8 protein-coding genes are annotated in these 15,302 nt (G+C 68.6%); 6 read left to right on the top strand and 2 right to left on the bottom strand.

Features of this window, described 5'->3' with window-relative positions:
• Position 1: 1 nt before the first annotated feature.
• From ACN9MW_RS26225 to ACN9MW_RS26200, 6 genes are read left to right on the top strand one after another with little or no spacing between them, the layout of a single operon-like run.
• Positions 2 to 1,648: a PepSY-associated TM helix domain-containing protein gene (locus tag ACN9MW_RS26225; RefSeq protein ID WP_426164371.1), complete on the top strand. Its 1,647-nt coding sequence runs from the start codon at positions 2 to 4 to the stop codon at positions 1,646 to 1,648.
• Complete coding sequence (gene fes, locus ACN9MW_RS26220) at positions 1,645 to 2,847, top strand: enterochelin esterase (RefSeq protein WP_426164369.1); 1,203 nt, start codon at positions 1,645 to 1,647, stop codon at positions 2,845 to 2,847. Before ACN9MW_RS26225 ends, fes begins: the two co-directional genes overlap by 4 nt.
• On the top strand, positions 2,844 to 3,056 hold the full coding sequence (locus ACN9MW_RS26215; protein ID WP_426164367.1) for an MbtH family protein: 213 nt from the start codon (positions 2,844 to 2,846) through the stop codon (positions 3,054 to 3,056). Before fes ends, ACN9MW_RS26215 begins: the two co-directional genes overlap by 4 nt.
• 9 nt (positions 3,057 to 3,065) lie before the next feature.
• Entirely contained in the window at positions 3,066 to 10,259 is a 7,194-nt protein-coding gene (locus tag ACN9MW_RS26210; RefSeq protein WP_426164364.1) for an amino acid adenylation domain-containing protein, read from the top strand.
• 20 nt (positions 10,260 to 10,279) lie between these two features.
• A complete protein-coding gene (gene entS / locus ACN9MW_RS26205; RefSeq protein ID WP_426164362.1) occupies positions 10,280 to 11,503 on the top strand; it encodes an enterobactin transporter EntS in 1,224 nt (407 codons plus the stop codon).
• Positions 11,493 to 12,161 (top strand): 4'-phosphopantetheinyl transferase superfamily protein, encoded by a 669-nt coding sequence (locus tag ACN9MW_RS26200; RefSeq protein WP_426164360.1) that lies wholly within the window; start codon positions 11,493 to 11,495, stop codon positions 12,159 to 12,161. The genes entS and ACN9MW_RS26200 overlap by 11 nt, the downstream gene beginning before the upstream one ends.
• Position 12,162: 1 nt before the next feature.
• On the opposite strand, the gene ACN9MW_RS26195 is transcribed toward ACN9MW_RS26200, so the two are convergent.
• Complete coding sequence (locus ACN9MW_RS26195) at positions 12,163 to 13,923, bottom strand: methyl-accepting chemotaxis protein (protein ID WP_426164358.1); 1,761 nt, start codon at positions 13,921 to 13,923, stop codon at positions 12,163 to 12,165.
• A 253-nt stretch (positions 13,924 to 14,176) separates the two neighbouring features.
• On the bottom strand, positions 14,177 to 15,301 hold the full coding sequence (locus ACN9MW_RS26190) for a branched-chain amino acid ABC transporter substrate-binding protein (RefSeq protein WP_426164356.1): 1,125 nt from the start codon (positions 15,299 to 15,301) through the stop codon (positions 14,177 to 14,179).
• Position 15,302: the final 1 nt, after the last annotated feature.

Genomic DNA, 15,302 nt, shown 5'->3' with positions numbered 1-15,302 from the left:
CATGAAAGTCCGCAGCGATATCCTTCGCATTTACCAATCCCTTCATACCTGGACCGGCATCTGCGCCGGCATCCTGCTGTTCATCGGCTTCTTTGGCGGCGCGCTGACCATGTTCAAGCACCCGCTGGAGCGCTGGGTCAGCGCACCCTCCGCCCTGGCCAGCGCGCTGGCGCCTCAGCAGGTCGACAGCGTGGTGCGCGAAGTGCTGGCTGCCCATCCCGCTGCGCGCGAGGAATTCACGCTGCACGTGGTGCGGCATGAAAACAATCCGGCGCCGGTGACCTGGAGCGCGGGCCATGCGGGGCGCGACATCGACCTGAACGCCATGCGCTGGCAGGCAAGCCTGGACGAGCAAGGCAAGCTGGTGGCGCAGGAGGTGCGGCCGTCCCTGCTCGGCGAACTGGTCGACATGCTGCACCGCACCGGCGGCATTCCCGGCACGCTGGGCGACGAGTACCTGGGCGTGTACCTGATGGGCGTGGCGGGCGTGCTGTATTTCCTGGCCTTGGTGTCGGGCGTGGTCCTGCTGCTGCCGACGCTGGTCAAGGACTTCTTCGCCCTGCGCAAGGGCAAGAACCGCAAGCGCTTCTGGCTCGATGCGCACAATGTGATCGGCATCGCCAGCCTGCCGTTCCACATCGTGATCAGCCTGACGGTGATCGTGTTCGCCTTCCACGACCAGTTCTACGACAGCCTGCAGCATGTGGTGTACGGCGAGCAGAAGATGTGGGCACGCCCGAGCGGAACCGCGGGACCGGGCGACGTGACGAAGCTGGCGCCGGCAAGCGAACTGGTTCGCCTGGCGCAGCAGGAAGCACCGGGATTCGAGGTGACGGAAATGCTGTTCATGGACCTGGAGAGCCCGCGTCCCCTGGTCCGCGTCGGCGTGGCCAATGAGGATTACGTGGTGCGCGGCGCGGTATCCGCTTATCTCCTGATGGACCCGTACAACGGCCAGGTGCTGAACAGCAGCATGCTGCCCACTAAGAGCGATACGTGGAGCAGCCTCGTGGCGCCGTTCTTCGCCCTGCATTTCGGCAGTTACGGCGGTGACTGGATGCGCTGGATCTATTTCGCTTTCGGGCTGTCCGGAGCGTTCCTGTTCTATTCGGGCAACCTGCTGTGGCTCGAGAAGCGCCGCAAGAACCAGTTGCGCGACCAGGCGCCACCGGCCCAGCCGCGCCGCACGGCCGTCCTGGCCGCCGCCACTGTCGGCGTCTGCCTTGGCAGCGTGGCCGGCGTGGCGGCTGCTTTGCTGGCTGCGAAGTGGCTGCACGCTGCGTCGGGCAACCTCAATGCGGTGCTGATGACGACCTACTACATCGTCTTCCTGGCCTGTGTGGCGTGGGCCTTCTGGCGCGGCGCCGCGCGTGCCGCGCCAGAATTGCTGGCGCTGTGCGCCCTGGCCGGCTGCGCGATTCCCGCCACCTCGCTGCTGGCGCGCCTGGCGCCTTCGCTCGGCATGTGGGCGCATGGCAGCCTGGGCGCGGTGGCTGTCGACCTGACTGCGCTGGTGCTGGCGTTGCCGCTGGCATGGGGGGCGCGCCTGGCTGCACGCCGTGCCCGCAGCGGTCCGCTGGACAGCGTGTGGGCGGCGCCTGCCGCGGCTGCGCCGGAACCGGCATTTCCGCAGGAGCGCCAGGCATGATGGACCGTGCCGATCTTGGCAGTCCGGCATGGTGGGACGAGGTCGCCGCGCGCGGCACCCCGCTATTGGAGTACGCCGCAGATTGCAACGTCACTTTCCTGTGGCGTGCGCCAGCCGCCGCGCAGGCGCGGGCTGTCTACATCGACGTGTATTCGCACACGCCGCACCCCGGCGTGGGACCGGCCGCCATGCGCCACCATCCCGGGACAGACGTGTGGAGCTGGAGCACCCGGTTGCCGCCTGACTGGCGCGGCAGCTACTTCCTGATGCCGCTTGGCGCGGGACAGGAAGCGCCGCAAGAGGGCGGCGGCGCAGCGTTGCGCCGCTGGTGGGTCGGCCTGCTGGAGACAAACGCCCAGGCCGACCCGCTGAATCCGGGCCCGGCCCATGGCGGCAGCTGGGGCCTGCCCCTGTCGCCGCTGCTGCTGCCGGATGCCGCCAGCCATCCCGCCTGGGCGCAGGCGGGTCCGCCGCAAGGCCGCCTGCACCAGCATCGCTGGCAGAGTGCCGCGCTGGACCTCGGCCGGGACACGTGGATCTACCGCACGGCGCCGCAGGAAGCGAACGATGCGCCGCTGGTCGTCCTGCTCGATGGCCAGTACTGGGCGCGGCAGATGCCGCTGTTCGGGGCGCTGGACATATTGACTGCGCAAGGGGCGCTGCCCCCGGCGATCTACCTGCTGGTCGATGCCGTGACGCCGGAACGGCGCGCCCTGGAGTTGCCCTGCCACGCCCCGTTCTGGGAAGCCCTGCAACAGGAACTGCTGCCGGCAGCGTACGCGCTGGAACCGTTCAGCGCCCTGCCGGGGCGCACGATTGTCGCAGGACAGAGCTTCGGCGGCCTTGCTGCAGCCTATGCGGCCCTGCATTGGCCCGCGCGCTTTGGCAATGTGCTGAGCCAATCCGGTTCGTTCTGGTGGCCCGATCCATCCGATACCGCCAGCGGCGGCTGGCTTGCCGGCTCGGTGGCGCAAGGACCGGCTGCCGGCCGGCCTTTGCGCTTCCTGCTGGAGATCGGCTGCTACGAAGACCAGATGCTTGGCCCGAATCGCTCCTTCCACCAGGCGCTCCGCGCCGCCGGCCACCGCTCCACGCTGCGCGAAGTGCGCGGCGGCCACGACTGGCTGTGCTGGCGCGACGGCCTGCTGGAAGGGCTGTGTGAATTGATGAATGACTTTGACGAGACCCAGGAACCATGAGCAACGAAAACACGACCAATCCTTTTGACGACGAAAGCTACCGGTTCACGGTGCTGCGCAACGGCGCCGGCCAATTCAGCCTGTGGCCCGAGTTCGCCGAGCAACCGGCCGGCTGGCAAGTGCAGCACGGTCCGGCGTCGCGCCGCGAGTGCATCGACTACATCGAGAGCTACTGGCACACCATCAACCCGTTCGCGGCCCGCGCCTGAGGAAAATCCATGGACCAGCAATACCTGCCGCTGAACGGCAGCCAGCTTGGCATCTGGCTGGCAGACCAGGTGGCCGAGAACAAGCAGGGCTACCTCATTGCCCACTGCATCGAAGTGCGCGGCGCCTTGCAGCCGGAGCTGCTGTCGCGCGCGATCCAGCGCGGGCTGGCCGAAGCCGATACGGTGACTGCCCGCTACGTCGAGACCGAAGCCGGCGCGCGCCAGCAGCTGCGCACAGCTTCCGCTGCAGACGGCATCGACCCGCCGGTGCAGCTCGACCTGCGCTGCCATGCCGACGCACGGCAGCGGGCCGACGCCTGGATGCGGGACGACATGGCGGCGCCGTTCGACCTGTCCGGCGGCCATGCGTGCTACCGCCAGGCCCTGTTCCAGGTCGGCCGGGACCACTGGCTGTGGTACCAGCGCTTCCACCACATCATGCTGGACGGCTTCAGCTTCCTCGCCCTGACGCGGCGCATCGCCGCCCACTATGGCGCACTGGCAGCCGGCGCTGCCGCCGCGCCGTCGCCTTTCGTTTCGGCGGCCGTGGCAGTCGCGGAATACGAGGCCTACCAGCGCAGCGATGCGCGGGAGCGCGACCGTGCCTTCTGGGCCGGCTTCTGCGAAGCCCTGCCGCCGGCGGCCACCCTGTCGTTGCGCAATGCGCCGCCATCCGGCCGTGTACACAGCGTGGCATGGGAATTCCCGGCCGATACGGCCGCCGGCCTGCAGCGCTACGCCGCTTCCGCAAGCCTGGCTGTGCCGGACCTGCTGCATGGCCTGCTGGCCGCTTACCTGTACCGCATGACCGGGCAGAAGCGGCAGGCCATCGGCATGCCGTTCATGCGGCGCATGGGCGCGCGCGCCATCAACGCGCTGGCGCCGACGGTCAATGTGCTGCCGCTGTCGGTCGAGATGGCCGGCGGCATGGACTGGTTTGGTGTGGCGCGCGCCTTCCGCGCCGCCGTCCAGGTGGTGCGCCCGCACCAGCGCTATGAAGCGGAGCAGATCCAGCGCGACGCGGGCCTGGTCGGGACCGGCCGCAAACTGTACGGCGCGCTGGTCAACTTCAAGATGTTCGATTACCGGCTGGACCTGGCTGGCCTGCAGGGCCTGACGCATCACCTGGCGACCGGACCGGTGGACGACCTGGAATTCAACCTGCAGGTGGCCGAGCATATCTCGCTTGAACTGCGCGCCGACGCGGCACGCTACGAAGTGGCGGAACTGGAGCAGCATGCGGCGCGCTTGGCCGGCATGTTGCAGCAATGGCTGGCGGAGCCGCAGCGCGAGCTGCAGGCGCTGGCGCCCGCCACGGAGGACGAACTGGCCCGCATCGGCGCCTGGTCGCGCGGACCGGACATCGCGCCGCCCGGCGTGGACCGCCTGTCGGCCATGCTGGCGAGGCAAGCGGCGGCGCGGCCGGACGCGCTGGCGCTGGTGTGCGGCGCCGTCAGCCTGAGCTTTGCCGCCCTGGCGGACCGTGTCGCCCAGCTGGCGCGCCTGCTGCGCACCCAGGGCGCCGGCCCCGGCCGGGTGGTTGCGGTGGCGATTCCCCGCTCGGCCGAATCGGTGGTCGCGATGCTGGCCGTGATGGAATGCGGCGCGGTGTTCCTGCCGCTGGACCTTGATTACCCGGCGGACCGCATCGCCATGATGTGCGAGGACGCGGCGCCTGTCCTGCTGCTGTCCACCGGCGCGGCTGCTATCGCGCCGCCGGCAGGCATTGCCCGCATCGACGTCGACAGTGCCGCCGCGCGCACTGCGCTGGACCAGCTGTCCTGTGCGCCGCTGGGCGAGGAGGAGCGGGGCGGGCTGCTGCCGGCCGATGGCGTGGCCTACATCATCTTCACATCCGGCAGCACCGGGCGGCCGAAAGGCGTCATGAACACGCATGGCGCCCTGCTCAACCTGTTCCAGGCGCACGAAGAGTCGGTATACGGCCCGGCATTGGCGGCAGTGGCAGCGCGCCATCCCGGCCGCGCCCTGCGCGCCGCCCATACGCACTCGTTCTCGTTCGATTCGTCCTGGCTGCAGCTGTTCTGGATGCTGCGCGGCCAGGAACTGTATGTGTTCGACGAGGAGATGCGGCGCGATGCGTACGGCCTGGTGCAGGAAGTCGAGCGCATCGGCATCGACGCCATGGACCTGCCGCCTTCCTTCCTGGCGCAGATGCTGGGCAACGGCCTGATGGCGCCGGGGCGGCACCAGCCGGCGCTCCTGCTCATCGGCGGCGAAGCGGCGCCGGCAGCCCTGTGGCAGCAGCTGCGCTCCTTCCCCGGCCTGCAGGCGCACAACCTGTACGGCCCGACGGAGTACACGGTGGATACGCTGCGCGCCGCGCTGGCCGACAGCGAGCAGCCGGTAGTCGGCCGCCCGATCGGCAATACGGTGGCGCATGTGCTGGACGCGCGGCTGATGCCGGTGCCCGTCGGCGTGGCGGGCGAGCTGTATATCAGCGGCGCCGGCCTGGCCCGGGGCTACCTGGCGCGCGGCGGCCTGAGCGCTGCGCGCTTCGTGGCGTGCCCGTTCGGCGAACCTGGCAGCCGCATGTACCGCACCGGCGACCTGGTGCGCTGGAGCCATGCGGGCCTGCTGGAATTCCTCGGCCGCGGCGACGACCAGGTCAAGGTGCGCGGCTACCGCGTCGAGCTGGGCGAAGTGGAGAATGCGCTGTCGCTGCTGCCCGGGGTGGAAAGCGTGGCGGTGCTGGCGCAGGCAGTCAACAATACGCACCGCCTGGTCGGCTATTGCGTGGTGCCGGCCCTGGACGAGGGCGGGCGGGCGGCCCGTGGCGCCGAACTGCTGGCGGCGCTGCGCCAGTCCCTGCCTGACTATATGGTGCCGGCTGCGCTGGTCGTGCTCGACAAGTTTCCGCGCAATGTCAGCGGCAAGGTCGACCGCAAGCAGCTGCCGGCGCCGCAGGCCGCAGCCGCGAGCGCATCGGCCGCGCAGGACGATGTTGCCGGTCCGCTGCCCCTGCTGGTGGCGCGCGCCATGGCCGAAGTGCTGAAGCTCGCCCACGTGTCGGCCGGCGACGACTTCTTCGCCCTTGGCGGCGACAGCATTTCCGCCATCATGCTGTGCACCGCCCTGCGCCATTGCGGCTACCTGCTGCGCCCGGCCGCGGTGTTCGCGCAGCGCACGCCACGTGCCATGGCCGGCCAACTGGCGCCTTTTGCCGTGACGGGCGCCGCTTCGCCGGCGGAACTGTTGTCCGACGCCGTGACCGCGCAGCAGCGCGCGTTGCTGCAGCAACGCCACGGTGCGCACGGCGCGATCCTGCCCGTGCTGCCGCTGCAGGCGGGCATGCTGTTCCATGCGCAAACGGCGCAAGCGGCGCAGGGGCAGGGCAGCTATAACGCATTCACATTGCTGCACCTGGAAGGCGAAGTCGACGCGGCACGGCTGCATGGCGCGCTCGGAGCCGTCCTGCACCGCTATCCTCAGCTGGGCGGCATGTTCGACCTTGATGCGGCCGAACGGCCCCTGTTCCTGATGCCCGCGCCCGGGGCGATGCCCGTATGGCCGTGGCAACAGCACGATTTCGGCCACCTGCCGGAAGCGGAGGCCCAGGCGCAACTGCTTGCCTTGCAGTCCGCCTTGCTGGCGCGGGACGGTTCGACCACGCGCTTCGGCGGCATGCTGCAGGCGGCCCTGGCGACACTGGCGCCGCGCCGCCACGTGCTGCTGCTGGTTGTGCACCACCTGGTCATCGATGGCTGGTCCACGCCGCTGCTGCTGCGCGACCTGATGGCGGCCTACCGCCAGCCCGGCGCCGCGCTTGCCCCCCTGCGCGCAAGCTACGAGCGTGTGGTGGAATGCCTGGCGCAACGCGATACCGCAGCGTCGGAAGCCGCCTGGCGCGAGGACCTGCAGGGCGCGGAGCCGCTGCTGCTGTTCGACGCCGCCGCGGAGGCTGCGCCGGTGCAGGAATACATGCTGCAACTGCCGGCATCGCTGACGGCGAAGCTGCAGGACGCATTGCGCAGCCGCGGCATCACGCTCAATGTGCTGATGCAGGCGGTCTGGGGACAGGTGCTGGGCATGATGGCGGGCCGCAGCGACGTGCTGTTCGGCAGCCCGGTGTCGGGGCGCCACGGCGGGATCGACGGCATCGAGGAGCAGGTCGGCCTCTTCCTCAACACGATCCCGGTCCGCACCCGCCTCGATGCGGCGCAGCCATTGTGGGACCAGCTGCCTGCGCTGCAGCGGCGCCATATCGCCTTGATGGAGCACGACGGTCTGGGACTGGCTGCGATCCAGCGCGCGGCCGGCGCGGCGGCCTTGTTCGACACGCTGCTGGTGGTGGAAAACTACCCGGACAACGGCTATCTGGCGCAGGAGCTGCCGGGATGCGACGGCCACCCGCTGCGCATCGGCGAAGTGGTCAACCGCGGCTACAGCCATTACCCGCTGGCCTTGCTGGTGCTGCCGGGCGAGCGCCTGACGCTGCTGGTCGAGCAGCGCGGCGCCGCCGTCGATGCCGCTGCGCTGGCACAGCGCGTGGCGCAAGTGCTGCGCACGGCGCTGGACCGGCCGCAGCTGCCGTTGGCGCGTTACCCGCTGCTGACGCCCGGCGAGGCGCAGGCGCTGCTTGCCGCCAACGACACCAGCGTCGACCTGTCCGCGCTGACGCTGCGCGACGTGCTGGCCGCGCAGGTGCGGCGCACGCCCAACCGCCCGGCGCTGGCCGACGCGCGCTGCGAACTGGATTACGCCGAAATGCGGCGCCAGGTGTGCATCCTGGCAGCGCAACTGGTGCAGCAGGGCGTTGTGCCGGGCGACATCGTGGCGGTGGCGTTGCCGCGCTCGGTGCGCCTCAGCATCGCCATCATGGCCGTGATCGAAGCCGGCGCCGCCTACCTGCCGCTGGAACTGGGCTATCCCGCCGACCGCCTGGCCTACATGCTGTCCGACGCCGGGCCGCGCCTGCTGGTCACCGACGAGACCCACGCCGGACGCTTCGCATCGGCCGCCGCGCCGGTGCTGCGCTTTGACGAACTGGCGCAGGCCGGCGCGCCTGCGCCGCAGCTGGACGTCAGGATCACGCCGGCGCATCCGGCGTACGTGATCTACACCTCCGGCACCACCGGCCGTCCCAAGGGCACCATGGTGCCGCACCGGGCGATCTACAACCGTATCGCCTGGATGCAGTATGCATACCAGCTGCGCGAGGAAGATGTCGTGCTGCAGAAAACCCCTTGCGGCTTCGACGTCTCGGTGTGGGAATTCTTCTGGCCATTGATGCAGGGCGCCTGCCTGGTGCTGGCCGAGCCGGATGCGCATCGCGACCCTTCCGCGCTGGTGCAGGCTATCGAGCGGCATGGCGTCACCTGCCTGCATTTCGTACCGTCGATGCTGTCGGTGTTTGCTGGCCACCTGTCGGAGCTCGGTGAGCGCCGTTGCACCAGCCTGCGCCTGGTCTTCTGCAGCGGCGAAGCGCTTGGCAAGTCGCTGGCGCGCGAATTCGCGCAATACAGTTCGGCGGCACTGCACAACCTGTACGGCCCGACCGAAGCTGCGGTGGACGTCAGCTACATGCCCGCCTTTGGCGACATGGGGCAGGGCGGTGCTGGCGTGCCGATCGGGCGCCCGGTCTGGAACACCCAGCTGCGTGTGCTGGACCGCTGGCTGCGCCAGGTCCCGCCGGGCGCGGTCGGCGAGCTGTACCTGGGCGGCGTCCAGCTGGCCGACGGCTATATCGGCAAGCCGGGGCTGACCGCGGCGCGCTTCGTGGCCGACCCGTTCGTGGCCGGCGCCCGCCTGTACCGCACCGGCGACATCGTGCGCTGGCTGGAAGGCTGCATCGTGGAGTACCTGGGCCGCGCCGACGACCAGCTGAAGATCCGCGGCCAACGCATCGAGCTGGGCGAGATCGAGGCCGCGTTGCGCGAGCAGCCGGGCGTGGCCGAAGCAGCGGTGCAAGCCGCAGTGCTGGGCGGCGACAGCGGCGCTGCGGATGCGCGTCAATTGCTGGCCTATGTGGTCGCGGCGCCGGCCGCAGAACCGGATGGGGAGCAGCTGCGCAGCGCACTGGCGGCGCGCCTGCCGTCCCATATGGTGCCGGTGGCGGTGATGGCGCTGCCAGCCCTGCCGCTCAGCGCCAACGGCAAGCTCGATCGCAAGGCGCTGCCGCTGCCGGCACGCAGCGGCACGCCGGCCGGCCGGGCCCCGGCGCGCGGGCTGGAAGAACGGCTGGCCGAAGTGTTCGCGCGTGTGCTGGGGACCGGGGCGGTGGGCGCCGACGACGACTTTTTCGCCATTGGCGGGCATTCGCTGCTGGCCATGAAGCTGGCGGCGGAAGTGCGGCGCACGCTGCAGCGGCGCATCACGGTGGGCCAGGTCATGACGGCGCCGACGGTGGCGCGCCTGGCAGCCTTGTTGAACAGCCAGGGCATGGTCAACGATTTCGGCAACGACGGCTTTGACGAGGTGATCCAGCTGCGCCAGGGCGACGGGCCGCCGCTGATCTGCTTCTATCCGGGTTCCGGTTTCGCATGGCAGTACAGCGTGCTATCGCGCTATCTTGGCGGCGGCCGCGCCATCGTCGGCCTGCAGTCGCCCCGTTCCCATGGCCTGGTGGCTGCCAGCCGCGACATGGAAGCGCTGCTGGACCGGCAGGTGGAGATCGTGCGCGGCGTGCAGCAGCAGGGGCCGTACTACCTGCTGGGCTACTCGCTGGGCGGCACCGTCGCCTACGGCGTGGCCGAGCGCTTGCGGGCGCAAGGGGAGGAAGTCAGCTTCCTCGGACTGCTCGATACCTATCCGGCCGAGGTGCACGACTGGACCGATCCGCAAGGCGCCGAAGCGGCGCTGGGCGCGGAACGCGAACAGGAACGCCTGCTGGGCGATGCCTACGACGGCGAGACCGACGAAGTGCTGCGGCAGGAGAAGGCGGCCATGCTGGAGCAGGTCTTTGCCAACTACCGCGACGCCGTGCGCTTGCTGGCGCAAACGCGCACGCCGGACTATGACGGGCCGGTCACGCTGTTCATCGCCGGCCAGTCCTTGCCGGAGTATATCCGCCCGGTCGAGGCATGGCACCGGCATGTGGCGGACCTGGAAGTGCACCACCTGGCGCACTGCTCGCACGAAAACATCCTGTCGCCGCAATCGCTGGAAACCCTTGGCCCGCTGCTGGACCGCGCCATCGGCAGCGCAGAGCAGCGGCTCCAGCTGCGCCAGCGGCGCAGCGCATGAACGAAGGAATGGAAATGAGCATGAAAATGTTGGTCGACCTTGGCCTGCTGCGGCGCAACCGCGACTTCCGCAGCGTCTTTATTGCCCGCACCATCTCGCTGCTGGGGCTTGGCATGCTGTCGGTGGCGGTGCCGATGCAGGTGTACGCGCTGACCGGCGACAGCCTGCAGGTGGGACTGGCGCTGGCGCTGGAAGGCGGCGGCATGTTTGCCGGGCTGTTGCTGGGCGGCGTGCTGGCCGACCGCTACGACCGCCGCAAGCTGATCCTGCTGGCGCGCGCCATCTGCGGCCTGGGCTTCGTCGGCTTGGCTGCCAATGCCTGGCTGCCGGCGCCGTCGCTGTGGGCGGTGTGCCTGCTGTCGGCCTGGGACGGCTTCTTCGGCGCCCTGGGCGTGACGGCGCTGCTGGCCTGCATGCCCGCCATCGTCGGCCGCGAAAACCTGATGCAGGCGCGCGCCATCAGCATGGTCTCGATGCGGCTGGCGACGGTGATTTCGCCGGCCATCGGCGGCGTCCTGATTGCCGCTGCCGGCGTGGGCTGGGCCTATGCCGTCGCCGCCGTCGGCACCGGCCTGACGCTGTTGCCTTTGCTGCGCCTGCCCGCCATGCTGCCGCAATATGCGAGCGATGAGCACCCGCTGCGCGCGCTGGCCGACGGGGTGCGCTTCCTGTCCACCAGCCCGGTGCTGGCCGCCACGGTGCTGGTCGGCACGCTGGTGACGCTGACCACGGCAGTGCGCGTGCTGTTCCCGGCCATGGCGCCGGGGGCGCTGGAACTGGGCCTGATGTATTCGGCGGTGTCGCTGGGCGCCACGCTGGGTGCGGTGGTCAGCGGCTGGACCGAGCGCCTGCAGCGCCCCGGCCGCGCCATGATCGGTGCTAGCCTGGCGGCATTCGCCTGCCTGATGCTGCTGGGCGTGCAGCCTGCGTTCCCCTTCGTGCTGGCGCTGCTGGCCTGTTTCGGCTACTGCGTGTCGATTGCGTCGCTGCTGCAGTACGGACTGGTGCAGGGCCATACGCCGGACCACTACCTAGGTCGCGTCAACGGCCTGTGGGCGGCGCAGGATGCGGCTGGCGATTCGCTGGCCACGATCGGCATCGGCTTGCTGGGCAAGCTGTTGTCGGCCACCGCCGGCATTTTCGTCCTGGGCGTCGCGGCGGGCGTGCTGGGCCTGGCCATGTTCGGCCTGTGCAAGCGGCTGCGCAACGTACCGCTCAACGATCCTGCCCTGCATGCTGCCTGAGAAACTGGATGCGCCGCTGCCGGCCGGCCTGAGCGTGTGGCGCGTGCGGCTCGATGGCGCGCTGGAGCCGGCATGGGCATTGCTGAACGGGGCCGAACGCGGGCGGGCGGAAGAATTTCGCGCACCTGCGGCGCTGCGCCGCTACGTGCTGGCACGTGCCGCCTTGCGCCGCCTGTTGGGCGAGTCGCTGGCATGCGCACCCGCGGAAGTGATGCTGCGCACCGGCCGCCACGGCAAGCCCGCGCTGGCCGGCGTGCAGGGGTTGTGGTTCAATGTATCGCATTCCGGCGACTATGCCTTGATCGCCTTGTCCAGCCAGGGACCGGTCGGGGTCGACATCGAAAGGCAGGACGAGCGCCTGTCGTGCGTGGAAGAGGAAGCGCTGACAGCACGCGAGCGCGCGGCGCCGATGAATTTCTTCACGCGCTGGGTTGGCAAGGAAGCGGTGTTGAAGGCGATCGGCGTAGGAATCGGGAAATACCTGAATGAACTGTCGGTGCTGGCGCTGGAACAAGGCCGCTACCGGCTGGCCTATGGCCGCTGGCCATGGCCAGGATTCGCCGCCGCCAGCTTGCCCGCGCCGCCAGGCTATGCGGCCGCAATCGCCTGGATCAGCGCGGAAAAGCCGGCCGCCGGCAGCTCGAGCGGCCCAGGCTGATTCAGAACTCCGCCCACGCGCCGGCGTCGTCCTTCACCACTGCGGCCTTGCTGCGGGCGCGCTGCGGAATGGTGTGCTGGCTGGGCGCCTGTTGCGGCAGTGCAGGGCGGGGTGTTGCCGTACGCTGGCTGGCCGGCTTGCCGGCATGGGCCGGTGCGCGCGGTGCGGCGGCCACGGCGATGGCGGCACTGGTTGCCGCCTTGTGCAAGGTGAATACCGCCACCAGTTCCGACAGCTGGCTGGCCTGCGACTGCAGCGATTCGGCTGCGGCGGCAGCCTCCTCCACCAGCGCGGCGTTCTGCTGGGTCACGTGGTCCATCTCCGAGATCGCCTGGTTGACCTGGTCGATGCCGGTCGATTGCTCGGCGCTGGCCGCCGATATGTCCGCCATGATGTCGCTCACGCTGGCGATGCTCGCCACCACTTCGTCCATGGTGCGGCCGGCCTGGTCCACCAGCTTGCTGCCGCTTTCCGCGCAGGCCACCGAGTTCTCGATCAGCGCCTTGATTTCCTTGGCCGCGCCTGCGGAGCGGTGCGCCAGCGTGCGCACTTCGTTGGCCACCACGGCAAAGCCGCGGCCCTGGTCGCCGGCACGCGCCGCTTCCACCGCGGCATTCAGGGCCAGGATATTGGTCTGGAAGGCGATGCCGTCGATCACCGAGATGATGTCCACCACGCGCTTCGAGGCCTCGTTGATGGAGCCCATGGTATCGACGACCTGCGCGACCACGGCGCCGCCGCGCGTCGCCACTTCCGATGCCGACGCGGCCAGCTGGTTGGCCTGGCGCGCATTGTCGGCGTTCTGGCGTACGGCGGAAGTCAGTTCCTCCATCGACGAAGCAGTTTCTTCCAGCGAGCCGGCCTGCTGCTCGGTGCGCGAGGACAGGTCCTGGTTGCCCACCGCGATCTGCTGGGTGGCAGTGGCAATGGTTTCCGTGCCGCTGCGCACCTGGCCCACGATCTGTGCCAGGCTGTCGCGCATGCGGCCCAGGGCGAACAGCATGCTGGACTTGTCGTTCGGCCTGGTGCGGATGTCGACCGACAGGTCGCCGCCGGCAATGCGTTCGGCAATCGCCGCGGCATCAGCCGGTTCGCCGCCCAGCTGGCGCAGCAGGCCGCGGGTGATCCACGCGCCCAGGCCAAGGCCCATCAATGCACTACCCGCCACCAGCATGATCATGAAGTTGCGGCTGGACTGGTACAGGTCGACGGAGGCGCGTGCCGCTTCGGCAGCGTTCTTTTCCTTCATGCGCGCCAGTTCGGACATGCGGTCGTCAGCCGAGTTGGAAACGCTGGCCATCGAGCCCAGCACATAGTTGACCAGTTCACGGTTTTCCTGCAGTGGCTCGGCCCTGGCGCGGCGCATGGCTTCCTGCACGCCTTTGTCGTAGGCATCGAGTTCGCTGTTCAGCTTGGCCAGCAATTCGCGCCCCTTGGGAGAAAAGAAGCGCTTGTCCGCTTCGGCCAGGTTGGCCCGCATCTCGCTGCGGCCGGTTTCGATGCGTGCCAGGTATTTGTCGCGTTCCTGCTCGCTGGATGCCAACAGCAAGCCGCGCAGCGAACGTCCGATGAACACCAGGTTGATATTGGCTTCCTTTATGTACGACAAGCCAAGCAACTCGCGTTCGTAGACGCGCTCGCCCATATCGTTCATCTTGCTCATGTTGACAATGCCGATGCCGGCCACCAGGGCGCCCACCAGGGCAATGATGGCAAAGCCGCTGAGCAAGCGGGTGCCGACTTTCATTCGGTTGAGGTTCATTGTTGTCTCTCCACGGATTCGCGTTCAGGCAGCCAGCGGAAGCTGGGCGGAAGTAATGACAGGTGCAAGCAGCGTGGACAGGGCCGATTGGCGAGTTGCCATGTGGCGCGGCCGGGGGGCCGTGCAGCAACTACAGGAAGGAGTCTAGCGGCAAAAACGCGCGATAAATTCTCCAATTGTCACTGTGGAAGATTCGCGACAGTTGGGAACTGCGGCCGGCTGCTGTGGCCGGCCGCAGGGGAAGCGGGGCTTCTTAATAGCTTGCTATGGGGGCCGGCTGGCCGTTCCTGAAGCTGAAGATGGTCACTGGCGAGGACTTCATGTCGCCTTTGGCATCGAAGGCGTATGTGCCGGAGACGCCCTTGTAGCTGCCGGCGGAAATATCGGCGCCGACCTTGGCCGGGTCGATCGAATTCACCTTCTGCATCGAGGCGGCGTACATCAGCACGGCGTCGTAGTAGGCCGACGCATAGACGTCCGGTTCGGCATTGAAGCGCTTCTTGAATTTGGCCTTGAAGGCCGGGCCGGAAGCCGCTTTCTCCAGCAGCGCGCCGCCCTGCGCGCACAGGACATTGTCGCCGACGGCATCGCCGCCCAGCTTGCCCATTTCCGCGGTGCAGATGGTGTCGCCGCCCAGCAGCCTGGCCTGGATGCCCAGCTGCTTCATCTGGCGCGCCATCGGTGCGCCTTGCGGCGCGTAGCCGCCGAAGAATACGGCCTGGACGTTCTTCGATTTCAGCTTGGTCAGGATGGCGGTGAAGTCGACCGCCTTGTCGGTAGTGTATTCGTGGCCGGCGACCTGCAGGCCGGAAGCGCGTGCCTGCTTCTTGAATTCTTCCGCCAGGCCCTGTCCGAAGGCAGTGCGGTCGTCGATTACCGCGACATTCTTCACCTTCAGCTCATTGGCGGCGTACAGCGCCATCTTGGAGCCGAGCTGGGTGTCGCTGGCATTGATGCGAAAGATTCCCTTGTAACCTTGTTGTGTTAACTTCGGGTTGGTTGCTACCGGTGCGATCAGGGCGCCGGCTTCGTTATAGATGCGGGAAGCGGGAATGGCGACGCCGGAGTTGTACGGGCCGACCACGTATTTGACGCCGGCATCGGCCAGCTTCTGGGCGGCGGAAACGCCAGCTTTCGGGTCGCCCTGGTCGTCTTCCGACATCAGTTCGAATTTGAGTTTCTTGCCGCCGACGGTGATCGGCTTGGCGTTCAGTTCTTCGATGGCCAGGCGAGCGCCGTTTTCATTGTCCTTGCCGGAAAACGCTTGTGCGCCGGACAGCGGGCCGCTATGGCCGATCTTTACCACCATGTCCTGCGCGCAGGCGCCAGCGGCCATTGCCAGCAGCGCCACTGCGCTTGCCGAGTGCTTCAGCTTCATC

The organism is Pseudoduganella sp. R-34, assembly GCF_049904655.1.
In the GTDB taxonomy this organism is placed as follows: Bacteria; Pseudomonadota; Gammaproteobacteria; order Burkholderiales; family Burkholderiaceae_D; genus Rugamonas.
The sequence above is the reverse complement of the archived record's forward strand: the minus strand, read 5'-3'. Positions and strand labels throughout refer to the sequence as shown.